The sequence below is a fragment of the Halobacillus sp. HZG1 genome, assembly GCF_035818575.1.
Taxonomy (GTDB): domain Bacteria; phylum Bacillota; class Bacilli; order Bacillales; family Halobacillaceae; genus Halobacillus; species Halobacillus litoralis.
This window is the reverse complement of sequence record NZ_JAYLVQ010000062.1, coordinates 118613-140269: the sequence shown is the minus strand read 5'-3', so window position 1 is coordinate 140269 and position 21657 is coordinate 118613. Positions and strand designations below refer to the sequence as shown.

The window sequence follows — 21657 nt, the reverse complement described above, 5'->3', positions numbered from 1 at the left end:
AACTAAAAGGGGCGGAATGAGGGAATATACGTGTTGATATCTTTTCAAAACACGTGGCGGTGTGGTAAGCTAGTTTGTTAGTGACATTAATAATATTCCTATTGTGGATAAATATAAATCAAAAATTTTCAGGAGGTGAGTGCGTGTGGAAACAGATACAATAACCGCCATTTCGACCCCGATGGGAGAAGGGGCGATTGCCATTGTCCGCTTAAGTGGACCTGAGGCCGTGGCGATTGCTGCCAGCCTTTTCAAGGGGAAGGATTTGAATGAAGTCGATTCCCACACGATGCATTACGGAAAAATTATTGACCCTGAGACGGGCGAAATGGCCGAGGAAGTGATGGTATCTGTCATGCGTGCCCCGAAGACTTTTACGAGAGAAGATATTGTCGAGATCAACTGCCATGGCGGCCTCGTTTCGGTCAACCGATTGCTGGAGATTGTGCTGGCGAGTGGCGCCAGATTGGCTGAGCCCGGTGAATTTACGAAACGCGCGTTTTTGAATGGTCGTATCGATCTTTCCCAAGCGGAAGCAGTCATGGACTTGATTCGTGCAAAAACGGACCGGGCTATGGATGTCGCTTTAAAGCAGATGGATGGGCGATTATCGAACTTGATTCAGGATTTAAGACAAAAACTTCTGGAAACGCTCGCCCATGTGGAAGTGAATATCGACTATCCAGAGTATGATGACGTTGAAGAGATGTCGCATGAAATGATGGAAGAGAAAACAAAAGAAGTACACGAAGAAGTCACCCGCATCCTGGAAACAGCGAAGCAAGGGAAGATATTAAGAGAGGGACTGGGAACGGCCATTATCGGCCGTCCTAACGTCGGCAAATCTTCATTGATGAACGCTCTTGTCCATGAAAATAAAGCGATTGTGACGGAAGTTCCAGGAACGACCCGTGATGTAATTGAGGAGTATGTCAATGTTCGCGGTGTTCCACTTCGTCTAGTAGATACAGCGGGGATCAGGGAGACAGAAGACATCGTGGAAAAAATCGGTGTTGAACGTTCGAGGCAAGTACTGAAAGAAGCTGACCTGATCCTGTTTGTGTTAAACTATGGGGATGAGCTGAGCGAAGAGGATCAAAAACTTTTCGAAGCCATCCGCGATATGAATATTATCGTGATTGTTAATAAAATGGATCTGGAACAACGCTTAGACCTTAATCAAGTGAAGGAATTGGCCGGGGATCACCCTGTGATTACAACATCCTTGATCCGTGAAGAAGGGATTGACCAATTGGAACAGGCGATTGGCGATACATTCTTTGAAGGAGATCTTGATGCTGGTGATATGACGTATGTTTCGAATGTCCGTCATGTTCAGTTATTAAAACAGGCGAAACAAGCCCTCGAAGATGCCCAAAATGGTATGGAGATGGGAGTTCCGCTTGATGTCGTCCAGATCGATGTCACAAGAACGTGGGAGATTCTCGGGGAAATCGTCGGGGATACCGTTCACGAGAGCTTGATCGATCAATTATTCTCGCAATTCTGCTTAGGAAAATAAACGTTCTGTTTAAACGCTATTCATTATGATAAAAAAAGGAGAGTCATCCGAATGACATATGATGCAGGGCATTATGATGTAATTGTTATTGGTGCTGGTCATGCCGGAGTAGAAGCAGGTCTTGCTGCCGCGCGCCGCGGAGCGAAAACGTTAATGCTGACTTTGAACCTCGACCTCGTTGCCTTTATGCCGTGTAACCCGTCCATTGGTGGTCCCGCAAAAGGGATTGTTGTACGTGAAGTTGATGCATTAGGCGGAGCTATGGGTCGAGTTATTGATAAAACCCACATCCAAATGCGACTTTTGAACACAAGAAAAGGCCCTGCTGTGCGTGCGTTGCGTGCACAAGCAGACAAACCGTTGTATATCAAAGAAATGAAGCGGGTTCTTGAGAATCAGGAGAACTTGACGCTTCGCCAGGCGATGGTTGAAAAAGTACTGGTAGAAGATAATCAGGTCAAAGGTGTCGTAACAGAAACGAAAGCAGCCTACTATGCTCCAACTGTCATTGTGACGACAGGTACATTCATGCGGGGACGCGTCATCATTGGCGACTTGTCGTATGAAAGTGGCCCAAACAACCAACGTTCAACGGTTTCACTTTCTGAACAGCTGGAGGAAATGGGCATTGAAATGGTCCGTTTCAAAACCGGAACGCCGATGCGTGTCAACAGTCACACGATCGACTATTCCAAAACAGAAATTCAGCCGGGAGAAGAAGAACCACGCTCCTTTTCCTATGAAACGACAGAGTTCATCACCGATCAAATTCCGTGCTGGCTGACGTACACGAATGAAGATACACACAAAATCATTAACGATAACTTAGGGTTATCTGCGATGTATTCAGGAGCAATCAAAGGGACAGGGCCGCGATATTGTCCATCCATCGAAGATAAAATCGTTCGTTTCAATGACAAACCGCGTCACCAGATTTTCCTTGAGCCTGAAGGAAGAGATACAGAAGAAGTGTATGTCCAAGGTCTTTCCACTTCTCTTCCAGAATACGTGCAGAATGAAATGATGCGTACCGTTCCAGGTCTTGAAAAAGCGGAAATCATGCGTGCAGGGTATGCCATCGAGTATGATTCCGTTGTGCCGACACAGTTATGGCCGACACTTGAAACGAAGCAGATCGAAGGCCTGTTCACAGCTGGACAGCTTAACGGAACTTCCGGATACGAAGAAGCTGCCGGGCAAGGCTTGATGGCAGGAATCAACGCCGCTGCGAAAGCGCTCGACCTTGAACCATTAATCCTTGACCGTTCTCAAGGTTACATTGGCGTTATGATTGATGACCTTGTCACTAAGGGAACGGGTGAACCATATCGCCTTCTTACGTCACGCGCGGAATTCCGCTTGATGCTTCGTCACGATAATGCGGATCTTCGTCTCACAGAAATCGGCTATCAACTTGGTTTAATTCCTGAAGATCGTTATGAGCGTTTCAAGGAGAAGAAGCGCTTGATCGAAGAAGAGAAAAAGCGTCTCGACAAAGTCATTTTGAAAGAGACGGAAGAGGTTCAAGCTGTCATTGAAGAAGCGGGTGGATCGAAACTGAAAGACGCCATTCGTGCAACAGACTTACTGAAACGTCCGGAAATGAATTACAGTCACTTGGAACGCTTGACCCCAAGCGATGCTTCCCTGCCTGATGATGTTAAAGAGCAGGTGGAGATCCAGGTGAAATACAGCGGCTATATTAAAAAAGCTCTGGAACAAATCGACCGCATGAAAAAGATGGAGACGAAGAAAATTCCTGAGGATATCGATTATGATGCGATTCATGGTCTTGCGACAGAAGCCCGTGATCGTCTGAAATCCGTGCGACCTCTATCTGTCGGGCAGGCCTCTCGTGTTTCAGGGGTCAATCCCGCGGACGTTTCCATCCTGCTTGTTTATATTGAACAAGGGAAAATCGCCCGCGTATCCGGGGAATAATTTGAAAGGATGGACTTATGAATATCAATACCTTTCTTAAAGCATTAGATGAACATGGCATAGAGCTTAACGATCACCAGCAGCGCCAGTTCGAGAAGTATTTTGAGATTCTCGTCGAGTGGAATGAAAAAATGAATCTTACGGCAATCACCGATCAGGAAGGCGTCTATTTGAAACACTTTTATGATTCTTTGACGGCAGCCTTCTACTATGACTTCAATCAACCGCTCCGTATTTGTGATGTCGGAGCGGGGGCCGGTTTTCCGAGCTTACCTTTGAAAATCGTCTTCCCACAGTTGAAAGTGACGATTGTCGATTCTTTGAAAAAACGAATCACATTTTTGAACCACTTAGCCCACGAATTGGAGCTGGATGATGTCGCATTTTATCATGATCGTGCCGAGAATTTCGGGAAAAATGCGAATTTCCGTGAAAGTTATGACCTTGTGATGGCACGCGCCGTTGCGCGAATGTCCGTCCTTAGTGAGTTATGTTTGCCCTTGGCTGCGAAAGGCGGCAGATTCATGGCGATGAAAGGTCCGAACTTGAAAGATGAAATGGAAGACGCTAAAGCTGCTATTCAAATTGTCGGTGGGGAAGTTCTTGATGTTCACACGTTTGAATTGCCCGAAGAGGGCAGTGAGCGAAACATCGCCATCATTGAAAAAAGAAGAAAAACACCGAAGAAATACCCGAGAAAAGCGGGAACACCGAATAAAACACCGATTCAATAACTTGTTTGCCTCTCTGCCTAAGGGTAGAGAGGTTATTTTTTTAGGGAATAAGAGAAAGAGGAGGGGTAAGAATGGAAATCCTTGTGCTGTCAGATACTCATATGCCGAAAAAAGCAAAACAGCTTCCAAAGCGTTTTATAAAAGAATTGAAGGACGTGGATGCCCTCATTCATGCGGGAGATTGGCAGACTTTAGAGCTTTATGAAATGTTGAAAGACTATGCTCCCGTGTTTGGAGTGTATGGCAATGTGGACGGAGAAGATATTCAAGACAAATTTCCAGCAAAACAAACACTGGAATGGAAAGGGTACCAGATTGGAATTGTCCATGGCCACGGAGATAAAAAGACGACGGAAAAGCGTGTGCTGGAAGCTTTCCAAGAGGATCCCCCGGATGTGTTGATCTACGGACATTCTCATATCCCAGTTCTTCGTTATTTTAAAAAAACACTGCTTTTCAACCCTGGATCTCTGACGGATAAAAGGCGGTCACCTATGTATTCATTCGGAAGGCTCACCTTAACAGAGGACGGCATCCATGCAGAACATATTTTCTTTCGTTAATTTATGAAAATAAATTTCATGAGTTAATTTAAAATAATGAAAGGAATTTCCCTGTTATTATAGAATGGTATATAAGAGAATGTAAACGCTATTGTAGCGTGAAAGGGGATTGGAATGTCAGAGAATTTATTTCGTTTAGATGGAAAAGTAGCGGCTGTAACCGGTGGAACTAGAGGGATTGGGCGTGCTGTGGCTATAGGCCTGGCTGAGGCTGGTGCCGATATTGCTTTGCTACAGAGGAACACCTCACAAGTAGACGTTAAGGAAGAAATTGAAGATCAGGGGCGAACTTGTCACATCATTCCGTGTGATTTAAATGATAAAGAGCAAGTGAAAGAGGCGATACCTCTCGTTGTGGAAGCATTTGGCCATGTAGATATTCTGGTGAATGCAGCAGGAATCCAGAGACGTTCGGATGCTGTTGATTTTTCTGAAGAGGACTGGGACGATGTTCTGAATATCAATCTGAAAACGACTTGGACCCTTTGTCAACAAGCGGGGCGCTATATGGTACCGAACAGAAGCGGGAAAATCATCAATTTTGCTTCCTTGTTGTCCTATCAGGGAGGGATTCGCGTACCCGCCTATGCGGCTTCTAAAGGTGGTGTTTCCCAGTTGACGAAAGCTCTATCGAATGAATGGGCGAAAGAAGGAGTCAATGTCAACAGTGTCGTCCCTGGCTACATCGCAACTGATATGAATACTGCGCTCATTCAGGATGAAGACCGGAACAAGCAAATTCTTGATCGTATTCCAGCTGGTGACTGGGGCAAACCCGAAGACTTCATCGGTGCCGCTGTTTTTCTCGCTTCTGATGCTTCTCGTTATGTACACGGCCATCAGTTGGCGATTGATGGTGGCTGGTTAGGAAGATAAGAAAAATCCCGCTCCTATTAAGAAGGAGCGGGATTTTTTTGGCAGGTTGGACAGTAGTAACAGCGCCGGGAAGCAGCACGGAACTTAATGATTTCCGTCCCATCAATGCGGCAGGGATTACCTTCCCTGTTGAAGACCCAATGTCGATACTCGTAGCGCTTTTTGCCTTCTTTTTTTAACTTTTCTGCAAGGGCTGGATCGTTGGTGATGCCTTTGTTCTCATACGAACGCCACATCAAGTCGATACAAGCTTTTGCAGCACGATAAAGTTGGTCATCTGTACAATCGATCGGTCTTACAAATGGGGAAATACCAGCAACAAATAGAATTTCACTGCGTAAGTAATTACCGATCCCTCCGATAAAGGATTGATCGAGTAATAAAGACGTCCATTTCCTTCGTTGGAATCTCTTTTCCTGAAAACGTGCAAAAAGATCGTCAGGATTCACCTCTTCACTTAAGAGATCAGGTCCTACTTTTGAAAGAAAAGGGTGATCTTCCTCTTCGCCGTCTTTGAGCACTTCAATATCGGAAGCACTGTAAAGGAGTGCTGACTTCTTTTCATTATGAATGGCCATCCGCAATTGCCGGTTCGTTTTCGGGTAGTTATAAGCGTTTCTAATGTACCACTTTCCGTATAATTGGTTGTGTGAATAAATAACCAGGTCATTGTTGAAGCGGATAAGCATCGCTTTTCCCTTAGTGTCGACGCTTGTTACCGTGGCCCCGCGCAAAATTTCTTGATACCCTTGTAAATCCTCAAAGGCAAAATGGATATCGAGGACGGTTTTGTTCTTTAATGCTCTTTCTACGGCATCTGCTGCACGTCTGATTTCTGGTCCTTCTGGCATCTGTTTCTTTCCTTTCGATCAGCTGGATGTAAACATTCCACCATTGATATGGATAACCTGGCCTGTCATATAGGTGGAATCGTCGGAGGCAAGCAGAACATAGCTTCCAACGTGCTCTACCGGTTGTCCCGGACGTCCCATCGGTGTGTTAGTACCGAATTCTTCGACTTTATCTTCTGGGAATGTAGCTGGAATGAGCGGGGTCCAAATCGGACCTGGAGCAATTCCATTCACACGGATCCCCTTGTTCACTAATTGCTTGGCTATGGAGCGGGTAAACGCGACAACTGCTCCTTTTGTTGCTGTGTAATCGACAAGTTCAGGGTTCCCGACATAGGGATTGACCGAAGCAGTATTGATAATCGCACTTCCTTGTCTCAAATGAGGAATGGCCGCTTTTGTAAGATGGAACATAGAGAAAATGTTCGTCCGGAAGGTACTCTCTAATTGTTCGGTTGATATATTTAACAAATCATCCGTCGGGTGCTGTTCAGCAGCATTATTGACGAGAATATCTAATTGACCGAGCTCATTCACCGTGCGTTCAACCGCTGTTTTACATATTTCTTCATCCCCTACGTCTCCAGGAATCAAGATGGCACGGCGTCCTTCCTCTTCAATTTTCTTTTTCGTATATTCAGCATCTTCATGCTCCTCTAAGTAGGAAATCGCAACATCGGCACCTTCTTTTGCATAGCCAATGGCTACCGATCTTCCAATGCCGCTGTCCCCACCTGTAATTAATGCGACTTTTCCAACTAATTTATTTCCACTCTTGTAGTCCTCGTCCGCTTGTAAGGGAGAGGGATGCATCTCTTTCTCCTTGCCCGGTTGTATGGATTGTTCTTGTCCTGGTTGACCATCTGTTTGGCGTTGTTCTCTATTCATAAATGAAGTCCTCCTCAAATCATGTTTGTTTGATGTCATTCCACCATTTTGGAAAAATCAAACAAACATAACAAAAACCCCTTCATGGTAAGAGTTATGAGGGGGTTCTGGAAGAGCGTAATAATAATGATCTTACGAAGAGTCCAAGGATAATTCCTGGCAGCAGGAATAGAATGGGCAGCCAAACTGGTCCAATTAAAACCCCTCCCACCTTAAATAGAGGGGAATAGATCAGCCCAACGGTTACGGAATAGGCACAAAACGCAAAAGGGACAAAAGAATATGGGGGACACTCCCCGTCTGCCTGGCGATAAGCGTCCCAGACTGCGAACATGTACACACACGGGTAGAACATGAGCCATTGATAGTCCGTCACTTCAATGGCTTTTTCTATATTTCCGTGAAAACTATGGACAATGGCCATGTTGAAAGAGCTGTTCACGTTGAGAATCACTTCTAAAAGGATGAAGGATAACCCCTTGATGACCTGCCCGTTCAATAGCTGACCGAATCCCGGAAAGGCAATGCTCCATAATAAAATTTCCAGTCGTTTTTCTTTCATATCGATTCCTCTTCCGCTAAAAATTATTGGATGAGTTTCTCTCTGTCTGGAGCTTGAGGGGGTTCTTCAAACCATCCATTGTGAATCATGATATCCAGACCGTCTTTAGAATAGATCGCTGTATCTAAGATCAACCTCTGATAGGTAAATACGATATCGTAGCGGAGGCTGACAGATGAACTGGTGGCGTAATTTCCTTGTCCAGCTGAAGCAAGAACGCTGATTATATACATCATCAGTCGGTCAGAAAAGACAGGGTCTGTGTGGGTGGTCAAGAAGTTCGCAGATACCATTGGTGTCATGATGCCGGACTGGTCCAAAAGGTCTGAGAATAATTTGCGATGTTTAATCGACATCTTCTTCCCTTGTTTCATGTGTTCTTTGACCGTTTTGTTTTTACTTGTCTGAGCAAATCCTTGACATAACACTTCCCCGATTGTGTTATTTTTTATGTTTTCATACAAGTGGGTGATTTCCATTGCGTTCAAAGAACGTTTACTGAAAGGGTGATAGTAGCTTTTCGATTCAATGTACTCGGTTTCATTTTTAATAGCAATTTGAGGGGGCCTTGTATAAATACCTTTATCAAGTCCGATGTTCACACACTCGTGAAAAAGATGGTCCTGCTTGCGTATTCGTTCACTGAAGAAATTCCGAACATCTTCTCTGGAAGAGGCTCCTAAAGAAAAACCATCGGAAGTAAGCCCTGCCTGCCCCATATGTTCTAAAAAGGTTAACATGAATGAATCCGTAAAAAGTTTTGGTGCATTCGGATTCAGGTCATCCATAGAATAACCGTTGGGAATGGGAAGTTCTGCTTCCTCAAAGAAACGATGGCAATCGTTCACTCCCTGTTCCGCAATTTCCCTTGCCAGACTAATTAAAGGTTGGATTTCTTCATCCCTGTGGGTGAGTTGAAAATGTTCCAGAACAGGGATGGCCATACTGTTCTGAATATATTGTGTCCATAATAGTCCGATTTCATTGGCTGTCAGTGTTTTTTGGGACATATTGATTCCCCTCCTGTGATGATGGTGGCGGTTCTAGTTTACTTTCTTTTACTTCTTCCTTGTACAGCAGATACCCCGGTAAACAAACCAGGTTCACAAGGAAGATGTAAATCAGCAATTTAGCTAACCAGTCGATGACGAACAACGTTGATATAAACACTAAGGCAACGATGAATAATGGCGATATATATGCGTAAATCATGGTTCGTCCTCCTTGTCTCTTTTATACTTTCCGTCCGGGTATAAATTATTACGAAAAGAGGATGATAGGAGAAAGTAGTCAGATTTTGATTAAAAGGGAGTTCGTTATGTGGAAATGGAAGCGGAAAAATAAAAAGGAGCCACAAAATCAACAAAACCAAAAAAAGCAGAACGGTACTCTTTCTGAATTTCTTCAAGCAATGCAACAATCGGAGGATTTTGTCCATTACCAGTTAAGTGGAAATACGAGATGCACAATTTCGTATTTGAAAACGATGTGTGATTCGAAGGTATTGAATCGAAGTGTGTTAACGACATTGAATGAAGAGTCCTTGCACACATTAGAAGAGATGAAGGAAAGAATTCCAGTGGAGAACGTTCGAGTGACATCTAAACTCGATCTAATACAAGAGAAAGTCATGTTTGGTTACATCATGATTCAGATGCATGAAACCGATGAGGAAGTAGTTCTTATTCCCTCCATTTCTTTAGAATCAAGAGATGTCAGCATACCTGAAGTTGAATTCAGTGTGGTAGGACCTAAAGAGGCGTTTGTAGAGACGCTGAACACGAACATTAATCTCATTAGAAAACGTCTACCTTTACCGCAGTTAACGATAAAAGAAATGAATATTGGCAAAGTATCAAAAACGCGTGTATGTGTGATCTATATTGATGGGATTGTAAACCAGGACAATGTAGAAACCGTTGAACAGAGGTTGAAAGGAATTGAAATTGATCACTTGACGGATAGTTCCTTTATAACCCAGATCATTGCTGATAATTCCAATTCCCCTTTCCCTCAGTTGCTGGATACTGAGAGGCCTGATAGGGTTGTTTCGAACTTAGTTGAAGGAAAAGTTGCCATTCTTGTCGAAGGCTCCCCCCATGCTTTAACCTGTCCGACAACGGTTGTCGAATTCTTTGGGGCGTCTGATGACTATTTCCTCCCCTGGCACTTAGCAACCGCTTTCCGTTTGATTCGTTTATTTGCTGTCATTTTTTCCGTTTTAAGTACACCTTTATATGTAGCGGTCCTCACGTACCATCACGAAATGATACCAGCTGCACTCATGGCAACAATCGTTTCGTCCCGTTCGGATATTCCGTTTCCACCGATACTGGAAGTGATTGTTCTTGAATTGACAATTGAATTATTACGTGAAGCAGGAGCCAGACTTCCGACGAAAATCGGTCAAACGATCGGTATCGTAGGAGGTATCGTTATTGGTACAGCAGCAGTAGACGCGGGACTTACGAGTAATGTGCTATTGATTATCGTCGCCCTTAGTGCCCTGGCTTCCTTTACGACCCCTGTTTACCAAATTGGTAACACCATTCGGTTGATCCGCTTTCCATTTATCATTGGTGCACAGCTATGGGGGCTTATAGGGGTTTCGATGTGTATGGTCTTTTTTATTGGTCATCTCATTAAATTACAATCCATCGGGCGTCCTTTTTTCGAACCGCTTTATCCGCTTAGAATCAAAGATTTGAAGGATGCTTTTATCCGTCTGCCTTTCAACAAGCAGACGGAGCGGCCGGTTCTCATGAGGACAGAAGATCCACAACGGATGAATCCATCACGAGTGAACGCGAAGAGGGATATCGATGAATAAGTTGAACAACAGCCAAGGATTAAATATACCTGAGAATTACTTAGTCACACCTGCCTATGTCTTCTTTCTGATTCATAGCATGCAGGTGGGTGTCGGAATTCTCGGTTTTGAAAAGTACTTAGTAGAAAAAGCAGGATTTGATGCATGGGTTGCTGTATTGATTGCGGGTGGTATCTTACATGTGATCCTTTGGATGATCTATCGACTTCTTCAAAATGGAGGAGGCGATATTGTCGAAATCCATAAGAAGATTTTTGGTAAATACGTAGGAGGTTTTTTAAGCCTCCTCTTTTGTGCTTATTTCACTCTGCTCGCCTTCACCGTGCTGATCACATTCATAGAGGTCATAAAAGTCTGGGTATTTCCCGGGCTGCATGTTTGGGTGTTCGCTTTCGTCCTCCTGCTTCTAGTGTACTATCTGGTCAGTGGTGGTTTCCGGGTGATTACAGGAGTCTGCTTAATCAGCGTCATTATTGGACTGCCCATTCTGCTGCTTAAATATTTCCCTGTAGAAGCTGGTCACACCATGAACATCTATCCAGTGATCAGTCATAGTGTTCCAGACATATTAGCTGCAACGAAAAATAGTATTCTCAGCTTTATAGGCCTGGAATTCCTCTTGATTTACTATCCTTTTATCAAAGAACCGCAAAAATCCAAGAAATGGGCTCATTATGGAGTATTTTACACGACGATGATTTATTTAATCAGTGTCCTTGTGACGTTCGTTTATTATAGTGAAGAGCAATTGAAGCAAGTGGTATGGGGTACGATTTCCGCGTGGAAAATTGTCGAATTTCCTTTTATTGAACGGTTTGAATTCGTAGGGATAGCCATGTGGCTTTATGTCGTACTTCCGAATATATGTCTGGGATTATGGGGAGCTACCAGAATTCCAAAGCGAGTATTCAATGTGAAGCAGAAATATTTGGTCATTATTTTCTGTATCGCCCTCTATTTCCCTGCTGTCCTAATCGATGCGCGGCCGATGATTGATTCTGTGAATAACTGGGCGGGACAACTTGGTTTATACGTCCTGCTATATATCCCTGTGTTATTAATTCTCAAGACGATTACAGATAAAGTGAGGAAACGGACATGAAAAAACAATGGCTTTTTCTTATGATGGTGTCTGTTGTACTTTTGAACGGGTGTATGCCAAGCAGGAGCGTGGAGGAGAACGCGATTGTTCAAATTGTCGGATACGATGCAGGAGAGGAAGAACGACTTCAGGGGACAGTATCCATTCCTCAATACGGAAAGAGCGAAGATAAGCAGGCAGCTTCGGAACTCTATTTAACGGTTCAAGCTGATTCAACCAAAGATGTAGAAGTAGAAATACAGAAGCAATCTTCAAGACCTATTTCAATCGGGAAACTGGCAGTAACATTATATAGCAAAGAACTAGCAGAAAATGATCTAGATGATTTTATCGATGTCCTTAGTCGAGATCCCAGGCTAAGCAGAAATATGTTCTTAGGAGTTGTGGAAGGCTCTTCTAAGGACTTAATTGAAGGTGGGTACACTCAGGATGAGACGACCGCGAAGCATTTGCAGGGGCTCATTGAAAATAACACCCTCTATAATTTTCCATCGACAAGCCTGCATGATTTCTTGTATGCCTACTATGCGCAAGGAATGGATCCATTCCTTCCACTATTGAAAAAACACGAAACCTTTGTCGAACTATCCGGAGTCGGCTTCTTTAAAAGAGGAGTACTTGTCGCTGAGATACCCGATTCTGCTATTTTCACATTTAAAATGTTAAAAGAAAATTTTATAAAAGGGATGCAGGAAATTCCGTTTGACGGGGGCGTGATCATGATGGAAAACATCGGATCAAATGTTGACTACAGTCTATCAGGCCCCACCGACAATCCGCAGTTTGATATCAAAGTCAAGTTAAAAGCCGAAGTTAATGAAATATCCGGGCTTAAACGCGATGCGTCTCCCGAATTAGCGAGAGAAATGGAAGAGAAATTCGCTGAGTTTTTTAACAAGGAAGGAAATGAATTGATTTCTTTGTTTAAGGAAAAAGGGGTGGACCCGCTGGGACTTGGGAATTTTGCCAAAACAAGGAGGGGGGATTTCGACCTTACGCAATGGCGGGATAACTATTCGGAGCTTGAGGTTAATGTGAAAGTGGATGTAGAAATTACTGAATACGGTATCTTCTCCTGAGGCTGTCTTCTCATAGAGAAAAAAGAAAGGTCACCCTTAAAAAGAAGGGTGACCTTTCGTGTTGAGAAAAGGGAAAAAACAATTACTCGCCTTGGAGAGTAAATTCAGGGGGTTCAGCCTCTTTTCAAAACCTGAACGCCTGATCGGATAAGCTCATAATAGAGCGCTGTAAACGTCTGAGTCGTTAAAAAGACAGCGAAAGAAAAGCTGATTCTATAGCCGTTTTGGAATTCAACGATGCCAAGCTTTGTAAACACCCACTGCATACTGACTCCAACGATGACCCAGAGAAGAATATAGAAAATAAACGTTTTTTTATGGATGTTGAACATGTCATAGAAATAAATGAAAAAATAACTGAATGGTGCGAAAATCAAGTAATAGCATAAGTCGAACAATTCATAGTGATTCGTATCATTCAATGTGAAAAAATCAATGAGTCCTCCACCTATGGTAAAGTCGAAGAACACCCCAATTGTAAAACCCAGCAACATTAACAGCCAGGTGATCTCCCGTTTGAATTTAAAAGGGAGGATAAAAAAGAGGGTGTAGGCAAGAGTGAGGAGTATTAAAATGGTTATTTCATTTTTATCGAAGGTCTGCCAAAGGAAGTTCACGAGTGCTTCACCTCATTGTGGGTTGTTTTCCTGATTAATTTCCATACACCGATGCTGAAAAAGTGGAGGAATACATAGTAAATAGCATCAAAACCCAGACTCCATTCTTTGTAAGTAGAAATATCAAGGACCCTGGATAGAATGGTAAGTAAAAGTAAGCAAATCACGGAAGCAGTGAAAATTACTCCCTTTTTCATCGCAGATGATTGATGATCGTATAAATTCAGTTGAACCATCAAAAGAGTAGGGATAATTATACTTCGAAAAATTAAAAAGCCGGCGTAATTTGCAGGGTCCTCTGTAATTTTCACATACTTTAGCTCTTCGTTAATGATCCACGTCCAGTTAATGCTGATGACACTTGTGGTTAAAAATATAAATGAATTTTCTATGATCGTTAATCGCTTCGGGATGATCGTGAAGATACTTATAATCAGCCACGCAGACACGAAAAAAACGGTAAAAGCCATACGAACCCTCCTTTTCATCTCCCTCTATTGTTTGTGTTCTGCACTGAAAATATTCCCTGGGAATGGCACCTCTTACAAGTTTTAAAGAAAGGTCAGGAATAGGGAGTATTTTGAGAAATGAAAAACTCAGAGCCATGCTCTGAGTTTTGTTTCACGTGAAATATTCGAGACTTGCCTCAGGAAAGTATTGATTGATGTATCCGCCTAGTACGTTCTTCATTTCTTCTTGTTCATCTTTTTGATAAACGTACTTTCCTATCCCATATTTGCCCCACTTGTATTTACGTTTTTCCTCATCCATTTCCAATTTTGTCATCGGATAATTCTTTTGAATGACGCGCTTCGCCGGTTTTGTAAAGCGGTGTTGAATCAATTCAAAGGTTAAATCCTTCGTAGCATAGTCCGGCAATTTGTCCTGAAGCTTTTCAAAAAGGATACGGTATCCTTCTTTCCAATCCTCGTACAAATAAATTGGTGCAATGATAAACCCAAGAGGGTAGCCGGCTTTTGCGACTTTCGCAGCAGCCTCAATCCGCTCATCTAAACGGGACGTGCCAGGTTCTAAGTATTTGATGACATAATCTGCATTCATGCTGAAACGAAATCTTGTTCTTCCGTTGTGTTTGGCGTCGAGCAGATGGTCGACATGCGCGAATTTCGTTACAAATCGAAGTCGTCCGTGTTCTGATTCTCCAAAGTATTCAATCGCCCGCTTCAACGAGTGGGTTAAGTGATCGACTCCAACGATATCGGATGTACAGGAGGCCTCAAAACGGGTCTCTTCCGGCGCACGCTCCTTCATATATTGTTCAGCCGCATCAAACACTTCCTCGACATTCACATACGTACGAATATAAGGCTTGCTGCCCATCGTGGTTTGCAGATAACAATAGTGGCAATGCCCCATACACCCTGTTGCAAGAGGAATGGCATACTCCGCAGAGGGTTTCGATGTATCGAATTTAAGCGTTTTTCTTACCCCGACCACAAGTGTGGATTTCGCCATCCGGTATTTTTGAAAATCATTTTCCCCGGGAAGGTTGCGCACCTGATTGTGCGAGGTGGTCTCCCTTATTTCAATTCCCATCCCTTCGAACTTTTCCTTTAATTCACGACCTAATGGGTATTCAAGAGCTCTTGGTTCGATATAGACAAGTTCTGGCATGAATGGTTTTACCACAGCTCACCCTCCGATTCTACTCCCCCACCAAAGGCATCGTAGTACGCGCGTTCCGCTTCCCCTTCGGAGGCATATATTGCGATATTTTCATCCAGCGGAAAATAGGTTTCATATAAAAACAAAGCCAATTCTCCTGGTTGTTCAGGGTTATTTACAACAGCAGCTTCTTGCACATTGGCTACATCATACGTGTGTGGGTTTCTGTAAACCACGTAAACGATGTCGCCTGCTTTATAGTTTTGTTGTAGATCCATCTGATCACCTGCTTTTCATATTTTTGGCTTCCATTTGTCCCTTTTATTTTTTTATCTAATCGTGCTCATTTTTCCACAAATGTCGACTTTTATTACGACTTTATTTGTAAAAAAGGATTATCCCATATGAAACTAGAAGTACATTCTATATCCAAAGAGGAGGGTGGAAATGGAGCTGCATACAGAGAGACTTTGTTTGAGACCTTACACGAATGATTTAGCAGAACGGGTGGTTGAATTAGCAGGAGATGAAGCCGTGGCGGCGACCACTTTTGTTCCCCATCCTTATACGCTTGAAGTGGCTGAAGAATGGATAGCCCTACATAAGGATTGGATTGAAAAAGGAACGGCGTATCCTTTGGCAATGATCGTAAAGGAGTCCAATGTGCTTGTGGGTACGATGACTTTAAGAATCGACGGAAAACACCACAAAGGGGAACTTGCTTACTGGGTTGGGAAACCTTATTGGAACCAGGGGTATGCGACAGAAGCGGCCATCCGGGTAGTGGACTTCGGTTTTGGAGAATTGAAGTTGAATCGAATATGGTCGGCAGCCATCACTTCCAACCCGGGCTCGACCAAAGTCATGCAAAAAGCCGGGCTGAGCTATGAGGGAACGTTAAAGCAGGACATCTATCATTGGGGAGAATACAAAGACCTTGATGTGTATGGAAGAATCAATAATAAAGGATAGGTTTCATGTGAAACAAAGCCCGCCCGATTGTATCGGACGGGCTTGTTAATTTTTAAAAAGTTATGTTGAAGCTTGTCGAATTGGAATCAACGTTCCTATCAATGCAATGCCTGCACAAACGAAAAACATGGGCATAAAACCGAAGGGGGCAATTCCGCTTACGGTCATAAAAATTACCAAGTCAAACAAAGAGTCCAGGATGGAAAGCAAAGAAATGGTTGTCGCTCTCACATTTGAAGGAATAATGTCGTTGGCCAACTGTGAATAAACGGGATATCGTATGGCGCTCACAAGTTTCAAAAAAATGAGTGCTAAAAGAACCATCCAAAGATGAGTGTGCAGTAAAGCAGTGGCTGTAAGTGAGAGCACGGCAAGGATACCTGTGATGAACAAAAGCTGTAACCGTGTCACCCACTTTGTCATCCAACCAATCGATCGCGCCGCAACAAAGCCGAAGATTGCGGTAACTGCATACACCACCCCGATTCCGTAAACCGGGAGTCCGGCATCTACCAACAATTTTTGATCGAATTTCTCAAAAATAGCGACAGCTGGAATGAAAACCAGGGAGATGTTAATGAACATCCAGAGCACTTGCGGCGTTTTGCGGATGGCCCGATATCCTTCTATTACTTGTTTCACCATTGGCGTCCGTATCCCACCTTGATTCGAAGGGTTCTTAACGAACAAGAGCACGACGAATTGGATGACCATGAAAAAGACACCAAGCATGAGGAGAAGGCGGAATTGACTTTCATCCAGGTCCCTGGCTAGGAAGGCCCCTATGATGACCACGAATATAGACACGATAAAACGGGCGGATCCAATCTGCCCCATCGCCCGGTCCATAAGATTTTCTTCATTACTTTCTTTTAATGACTCATAGACGAGCGCTTCATCTGCCCCACTGAAAAATGTTGCAGCGAAGCCCGTAAGAAAGCTGCTTGCGAAAAACACCCATGGATCGAAAGCAAAAATTAATATAGCGTGGGAAAAGATGCTGAGAACAGAACCGATAAGAAAAGCCTGTTTGGCACCAAAACGATCGGCAATGACCCCTGTAGGAATCTCCCCAAATAGTACGCCTATACTGAAGAAGGTCATGACGAAGAGAATCATTGTTTCATCAAGACCTCTTGCGAAATAAAACAACGTAAGGACAGGCTGAATAAAACGGAAGTTTCCAAAGATTTCTGCCCAAAATAAAAGTTGAATGTTATAAGATGCTAACGTATTCTTTTTCAAGATGTTTCCTCCTGCAAAGTAAAATCTGATGCAAGCAGGAGATTAAGCGTAAGTGAAAATTAAGAAGCTCTCCCCCCTGCTGATTGAGTGATTCGTTCTGTGGAATTTTTTTGCATATCTATATCCTCCTAAAAATTAGTCCAATTCTATATATTATTCATCCTCACCCAATATTCCTCCCAAACCTCTAACACAATAGCTCCCTATTCTTGAAGACTCAGTTTCGAGATGTTTCCAGGGTTGTTGCCTGGTTAAGCGTTAGGGGCGGCTGGGAAGCCACTCCCTTTCCTGTGGGGGAGCGCCGAGCTTCCCAACCACCCCATTTCATATGAGGGAGAAACGAACCCCCTATACCGAGATGGAGTGTCCCCACTCTCCCATCTAGAGTGGGGATAAGCTTCTGTATCAAGCTTTCACTTTCTGAATGCCCACTGGGGCAGAATTAATATTATCCTTTTCCCAAAACCATATAAGCTGAGTTTTAAGTAGTGGTTTCGAGAATCTTCCGTTGCCCCCATCCACTCAATCAAAGCCTCGAAACTGAGTCTTCCACAATACTGCCATATTGCTTAAGAACTTTTGGCATTGAGAAAATATATCGACTTGTTTTGTCAGGAAAAGTCATGAAAGGGAGGCGGTCAAATGGCGGAAAAACACGTTTCACATGAGAAAATTGTGCGTTTTCGACAAAGACGACGATCATTTCTTCAATCTTGAAGATACTTTTCATAGATTAAATGTGATAAAATGAATAGAGAAATGAAAAACGGCATACGTACGCGCAGCAGCTGAGTAGCCTGCGGCGCTTTTTATGTTTCAAAATATAGGGTATATACAATAAAAACAGCGTATGCTCGATCGTATAAAGGTGGTGTCTGATCGTGTTACATCCTTTTGGTCGTTTGTTCGGGCTAGGGGACAAACCGGATTCGGATAATGACAACAATGAAGAAGAAGGCTACAACCCCGACGAGGTTGTACAAGTTCCAGTCGAACGCGTGCAGCCCAACCGTTACCAACCTCGAGCGATTTTCAACAACGAGAAGATTAGCGAACTCGCCCAGACGATACATACGCATGGGATGATTCAGCCGATCGTTCTCCGTCGGTTAAATGAAGAAGAGTATGAATTAATCGCCGGTGAACGTAGGTGGCGTGCCGTTCAGTCTCTGGGCTGGGAAACGGTCCCTGCGATTATCCGCGAGATGAATGATTCACAAACAGCTTCTGTTGCTCTTATAGAAAACTTGCAACGGGAAGAGCTTACCGTAATTGAAGAAGCAGTCGCGTATGCGAAGCTTCTGGAACTGCATCAGATTACGCAGGAAGCCTTAGCGCAACGGCTGGGAAAAAGTCAATCGACCATTGCCAATAAATTGCGTCTTTTGAAGTTGCCGGAGTCTGTTCAGCAGGCCGTTATGGATAAAAAGATTACGGAACGGCATGCACGGGCTCTCATTGCTCTGAAAGAAGAGGAACAACAGGAAAAGATTTTGGCAGAAATCATTGAAAAGCAGTTGAACGTGAAGCAGACAGAAGAACGGATTGCTAAATTAAATGACCCGTCACCAAAGAAAAAGAAACCGAAGATGAAGGGCGTCAATAAGGATATGCGTATCGCCATGAATACGATTCGCCAATCCTTGACAATGGTGACGGATACTGGGATCGACTTAGAAACGGACGAAGAAGATCATGACGATTATTATCAGATCACAATCAAGATCCCAAAAGGTAAGAAAAAATAATAAGCCTGAACGACCCATCTTGACTTATGTGGAGATGGGGCTTTTTTTAAGCCATTTTACCTAATTCTTTCAATAAAATGGTAGAATGATAAAAAAGACAGTGAGGCAGGTGACATCATGGGGAAAGTGATTTCAATCGCCAATCAAAAAGGCGGGGTTGGGAAAACAACAACAGCCGTCAATTTAAGTGCATGTCTTGCGCACTTGAATTATAAAGTCCTTTTGGTGGATATTGATCCCCAGGGGAATGCAACGAGTGGAATAGGCGTAGAAAAAGGAGATATGGAGCGGTGTGTCTATGACGTGCTCGTGGATAATGTAAAAGCGAAGGATGTCAAGACAAGTACGATTGTAAGCAACCTTGATGCCATTCCAGCAACGATTCAATTGGCTGGCGCGGAAATAGAATTAGTACCGATTATTTCCCGGGAAGTAAAATTGAAAAAAGCGCTGGATGAGATCAAAAGTGATTATGAGTATATTATTATCGACTGCCCCCCTTCTCTCGGACTTCTAACATTGAATGCTTTGACCGCCTCCGATTCTGTTTTAATTCCTGTACAATGTGAATATTATGCCCTGGAAGGTTTGAGCCAGCTTTTGAATACGGTACGGCTCGTTCAGAAGCATATGAACCATGATTTAATGATTGAGGGTGTACTTATGACCATGCTGGATGCCCGTACAAATCTGGGAATCCAGGTGATAGAAGAAGTAAAGAAATACTTCAGGGATCGTGTTTATCGATCGATTATCCCGCGGAATGTACGTTTAAGCGAAGCGCCCAGCCACGGAAGACCAGCAATTCTTTATGATGCCAAATCACGTGGCGCAGAAGTATATTTAGATTTAGCAAAGGAAGTGATTGTGAATGGCGAAAGGGTTAGGTAGCAAAGGCCATGAGGCTTTAGGCGCTTTTTTCAACAACCAGACATCAACAGAAGAAATTCAACACGTAGCGATTAAAGACTGTCGTCCGAACCCTTACCAACCCCGCAAACAGTTTGAGCCAGAAGCATTGGAAGAGTTGAAACAATCCATTGCCGAACACGGCATCCTTCAACCCTTGATTGTGAGAAAAAGCATCAAAGGATATGAAATTGTTGTCGGGGAGCGTCGTTTTCGCGCAGCACAAAAAGCCGGTCTCACGCATGTACCTGCAATTGCCAGGGATATGACGGATGAACAAATGATGGAGATTGCTCTGCTTGAGAACTTACAAAGAGAAGACCTCTCTCCTATTGAAGAGGCAAAATCTTACGAACAACTGATTGAAGATCTCGGAGTAACCCAGGATGAGTTATCCAAACGCTTAGGGAAAAGCCGTTCCCATATTGCCAACCTTATCCGTCTCTTAGCTTTACCTAAAGCAGTGACAGATAAAATCAATGAAGGCAGTCTATCCATGGGCCATGGTCGTGCCCTGTTAGGTGTGAAGGATCAGGATTTACAATTGGACCTGGTTAAAAAAATTGAAGCAGAGGCTCTGAATGTTCGGCAGGTGGAACGGTTGATCCATGAGCTGACGAACCGTCCTTCGAAAAAGAAAGACAAGAAACCCCGGGATATTTTTTTACAGGAACGTGAGAAGAACTTGAAAGAGCGCCTGGGTACAGGTGTGAAGATTCATAAGGGGAAACGTAAAGGCAAAATCGAAATTGAGTTCACGAATAATGAAGATTTAGAACGGATTATCGATTTGTTTGCCGATAAAGAATAAAAAGCTGGAGATTTGAGTGATCTCTGGTTCTTTCTTTTTTTAAGGAGCAAAAAGAAAAGGTAATGGAGAGAGTGCAATGGTTTTATTTGGAGCGTTAGTGAATGGTTTATGTATATTTGTCGGTACATTGTTAGGGCTTTTTTTCACGAAAATTCCGGAGCGGTTCAAAGAAACGGTCATGAGCGGTGTGGGACTTGTTGTACTTTTAATCGGTTTGCAAATGGCGTTGGAAACGGAAAACATCGTTATTGTCCTGCTCAGCCTGCTTTCGGGTGCAATGATCGGTGAGGCAGTACATCTGGAAGATAAGCTTGAATACATCGGTCGTTGGATTGAAAGGAAATTTACAAAACCCGATCAAACCTCAAGCGTGGCTCAGGGCTTTATTACTGCTTCGCTTATTTTTGTCATCGGTGCTCTCGCCGTAATCGGGGCTCTTGACAGTGGACTACGTAATGACCATGAAGTGCTGGTTACCAAAGCGATTATTGATGGGTTTGTTTCTCTTGTGTTGACTTCAACACTTGGGATTGGAGTGATTTTTTCCGTTATTCCGGTCGTTCTCTATGAAGGATCCATTGCTCTTTTAGCGACACAAATTAATAACTGGATCCCCCAGCATATGCTCGATCTGTTTATTATTGAAATGACGGCAACAGGCGGCCTGATGATCGTAGCGATCGGACTGAATTTATTAAAAATAACTAAAATACGTGTCGCGAATTTATTACCAGCCTTACTTACGGTGGGCCTCATTTTAACAATCGCTGAGTGGTTTTAA

23 protein-coding genes are annotated in these 21657 nt (G+C 43.4%); 13 read left to right on the top strand and 10 right to left on the bottom strand.

Annotation, left to right across the window (positions count from 1 at the left end):
- Positions 1-145: 145 nt before the first annotated feature.
- From mnmE to VKA52_RS11385, 5 genes are all read left to right on the top strand, one after another.
- Complete coding sequence (gene mnmE / locus VKA52_RS11405) at positions 146-1522, top strand: tRNA uridine-5-carboxymethylaminomethyl(34) synthesis GTPase MnmE (protein WP_326315744.1); 1377 nt, start codon at positions 146-148, stop codon at positions 1520-1522.
- A 51-nt stretch (positions 1523-1573) separates the two neighbouring features.
- The gene (gene mnmG / locus VKA52_RS11400) at positions 1574-3463 is read left to right on the top strand and encodes a tRNA uridine-5-carboxymethylaminomethyl(34) synthesis enzyme MnmG (protein ID WP_206946336.1); all 1890 of its coding nucleotides are present in this window, start codon (positions 1574-1576) and stop codon (positions 3461-3463) included.
- Positions 3464-3480: 17 nt separating this feature from the next.
- Positions 3481-4197: a 16S rRNA (guanine(527)-N(7))-methyltransferase RsmG gene (gene rsmG, locus VKA52_RS11395; protein WP_326315743.1), complete on the top strand. Its 717-nt coding sequence runs from the start codon at positions 3481-3483 to the stop codon at positions 4195-4197.
- Between the two features lie 71 nt (positions 4198-4268).
- Entirely contained in the window at positions 4269-4760 is a 492-nt protein-coding gene (locus VKA52_RS11390) for a metallophosphoesterase family protein (protein ID WP_326315742.1), read from the top strand.
- Positions 4761-4874: 114 nt separating this feature from the next.
- The gene (locus VKA52_RS11385) at positions 4875-5636 is read left to right on the top strand and encodes an SDR family oxidoreductase (RefSeq protein WP_160910490.1); all 762 of its coding nucleotides are present in this window, start codon (positions 4875-4877) and stop codon (positions 5634-5636) included.
- Positions 5637-5653: 17 nt separating this feature from the next.
- Here VKA52_RS11385 and nei read toward each other — a convergent pair whose 3' ends face one another.
- From nei to VKA52_RS11360, 5 genes are all read right to left on the bottom strand, one after another.
- The gene (gene nei, locus VKA52_RS11380) at positions 5654-6487 is read right to left on the bottom strand and encodes an endonuclease VIII (RefSeq protein WP_326315741.1); all 834 of its coding nucleotides are present in this window, start codon (positions 6485-6487) and stop codon (positions 5654-5656) included.
- 18 nt (positions 6488-6505) lie between these two features.
- Complete coding sequence (locus VKA52_RS11375) at positions 6506-7375, bottom strand: SDR family oxidoreductase (protein ID WP_326315740.1); 870 nt, start codon at positions 7373-7375, stop codon at positions 6506-6508.
- Positions 7376-7469: 94 nt separating this feature from the next.
- Positions 7470-7937 (bottom strand): hypothetical protein, encoded by a 468-nt coding sequence (locus VKA52_RS11370; RefSeq protein WP_160910493.1) that lies wholly within the window; start codon positions 7935-7937, stop codon positions 7470-7472.
- Between the two features lie 23 nt (positions 7938-7960).
- Positions 7961-8947 (bottom strand): DUF3231 family protein, encoded by a 987-nt coding sequence (locus tag VKA52_RS11365; protein ID WP_326315739.1) that lies wholly within the window; start codon positions 8945-8947, stop codon positions 7961-7963.
- Positions 8919-9149 carry a hypothetical protein gene (locus VKA52_RS11360; RefSeq protein ID WP_326315738.1) on the bottom strand — a complete coding sequence of 77 codons (231 nt, stop codon included), beginning with the start codon at positions 9147-9149 and terminating at the stop codon, positions 8919-8921. Before VKA52_RS11360 ends, VKA52_RS11365 begins: the two co-directional genes overlap by 29 nt.
- 106 nt (positions 9150-9255) lie before the next feature.
- On the opposite strand from VKA52_RS11360, the gene VKA52_RS11355 reads away from it, so the two are divergent.
- The 3 genes from VKA52_RS11355 to VKA52_RS11345 are packed head-to-tail and all read left to right on the top strand — an operon-like array spanning position 9256 to position 12948.
- Positions 9256-10767, top strand: a complete 1512-nt coding sequence (locus tag VKA52_RS11355) for a spore germination protein (protein WP_326315737.1) — start codon at positions 9256-9258, stop codon at positions 10765-10767.
- Positions 10760-11869 carry a GerAB/ArcD/ProY family transporter gene (locus tag VKA52_RS11350; RefSeq protein WP_326315736.1) on the top strand — a complete coding sequence of 370 codons (1110 nt, stop codon included), beginning with the start codon at positions 10760-10762 and terminating at the stop codon, positions 11867-11869. The genes VKA52_RS11355 and VKA52_RS11350 overlap by 8 nt, the downstream gene beginning before the upstream one ends.
- Positions 11866-12948: a Ger(x)C family spore germination protein gene (locus VKA52_RS11345; RefSeq protein ID WP_326315735.1), complete on the top strand. Its 1083-nt coding sequence runs from the start codon at positions 11866-11868 to the stop codon at positions 12946-12948. Before VKA52_RS11350 ends, VKA52_RS11345 begins: the two co-directional genes overlap by 4 nt.
- A 113-nt stretch (positions 12949-13061) precedes the next feature.
- Here VKA52_RS11345 and VKA52_RS11340 read toward each other — a convergent pair whose 3' ends face one another.
- The 4 genes from VKA52_RS11340 to VKA52_RS11325 form a co-directional block, all read right to left on the bottom strand.
- Positions 13062-13565: a hypothetical protein gene (locus VKA52_RS11340; RefSeq protein ID WP_326315734.1), complete on the bottom strand. Its 504-nt coding sequence runs from the start codon at positions 13563-13565 to the stop codon at positions 13062-13064.
- Entirely contained in the window at positions 13562-14035 is a 474-nt protein-coding gene (locus tag VKA52_RS11335) for a hypothetical protein (protein ID WP_326315733.1), read from the bottom strand. Before VKA52_RS11335 ends, VKA52_RS11340 begins: the two co-directional genes overlap by 4 nt.
- A 151-nt stretch (positions 14036-14186) precedes the next feature.
- Positions 14187-15215 (bottom strand): spore photoproduct lyase, encoded by a 1029-nt coding sequence (gene splB, locus VKA52_RS11330; RefSeq protein ID WP_160910501.1) that lies wholly within the window; start codon positions 15213-15215, stop codon positions 14187-14189.
- Positions 15209-15469 (bottom strand): transcriptional regulator SplA domain-containing protein, encoded by a 261-nt coding sequence (locus VKA52_RS11325; protein ID WP_160910502.1) that lies wholly within the window; start codon positions 15467-15469, stop codon positions 15209-15211. The genes splB and VKA52_RS11325 overlap by 7 nt, the downstream gene beginning before the upstream one ends.
- Positions 15470-15638: 169 nt before the next feature.
- Between VKA52_RS11325 and VKA52_RS11320 the strand changes: the two genes are divergently transcribed.
- The gene (locus tag VKA52_RS11320; RefSeq protein ID WP_326315732.1) at positions 15639-16163 is read left to right on the top strand and encodes a GNAT family N-acetyltransferase; all 525 of its coding nucleotides are present in this window, start codon (positions 15639-15641) and stop codon (positions 16161-16163) included.
- Between the two features lie 60 nt (positions 16164-16223).
- Here the strand turns inward: VKA52_RS11320 and VKA52_RS11315 are convergent, their stop codons facing one another.
- A complete protein-coding gene (locus tag VKA52_RS11315; RefSeq protein ID WP_326315731.1) occupies positions 16224-17408 on the bottom strand; it encodes an MFS transporter in 1185 nt (394 codons plus the stop codon).
- An 881-nt stretch (positions 17409-18289) separates the two neighbouring features.
- Here VKA52_RS11315 and noc point away from each other — a divergent pair.
- From noc to VKA52_RS11295, 4 genes are all read left to right on the top strand, one after another.
- The gene (gene noc, locus VKA52_RS11310; RefSeq protein WP_206946352.1) at positions 18290-19156 is read left to right on the top strand and encodes a nucleoid occlusion protein; all 867 of its coding nucleotides are present in this window, start codon (positions 18290-18292) and stop codon (positions 19154-19156) included.
- A 117-nt stretch (positions 19157-19273) separates the two neighbouring features.
- A complete protein-coding gene (locus tag VKA52_RS11305; RefSeq protein ID WP_326315730.1) occupies positions 19274-20047 on the top strand; it encodes a ParA family protein in 774 nt (257 codons plus the stop codon).
- Entirely contained in the window at positions 20028-20876 is an 849-nt protein-coding gene (locus VKA52_RS11300) for a ParB/RepB/Spo0J family partition protein (protein WP_326315729.1), read from the top strand. The genes VKA52_RS11305 and VKA52_RS11300 overlap by 20 nt, the downstream gene beginning before the upstream one ends.
- Before the next feature lie 76 nt (positions 20877-20952).
- A complete protein-coding gene (locus VKA52_RS11295) occupies positions 20953-21657 on the top strand; it encodes a DUF554 domain-containing protein (RefSeq protein WP_206946355.1) in 705 nt (234 codons plus the stop codon).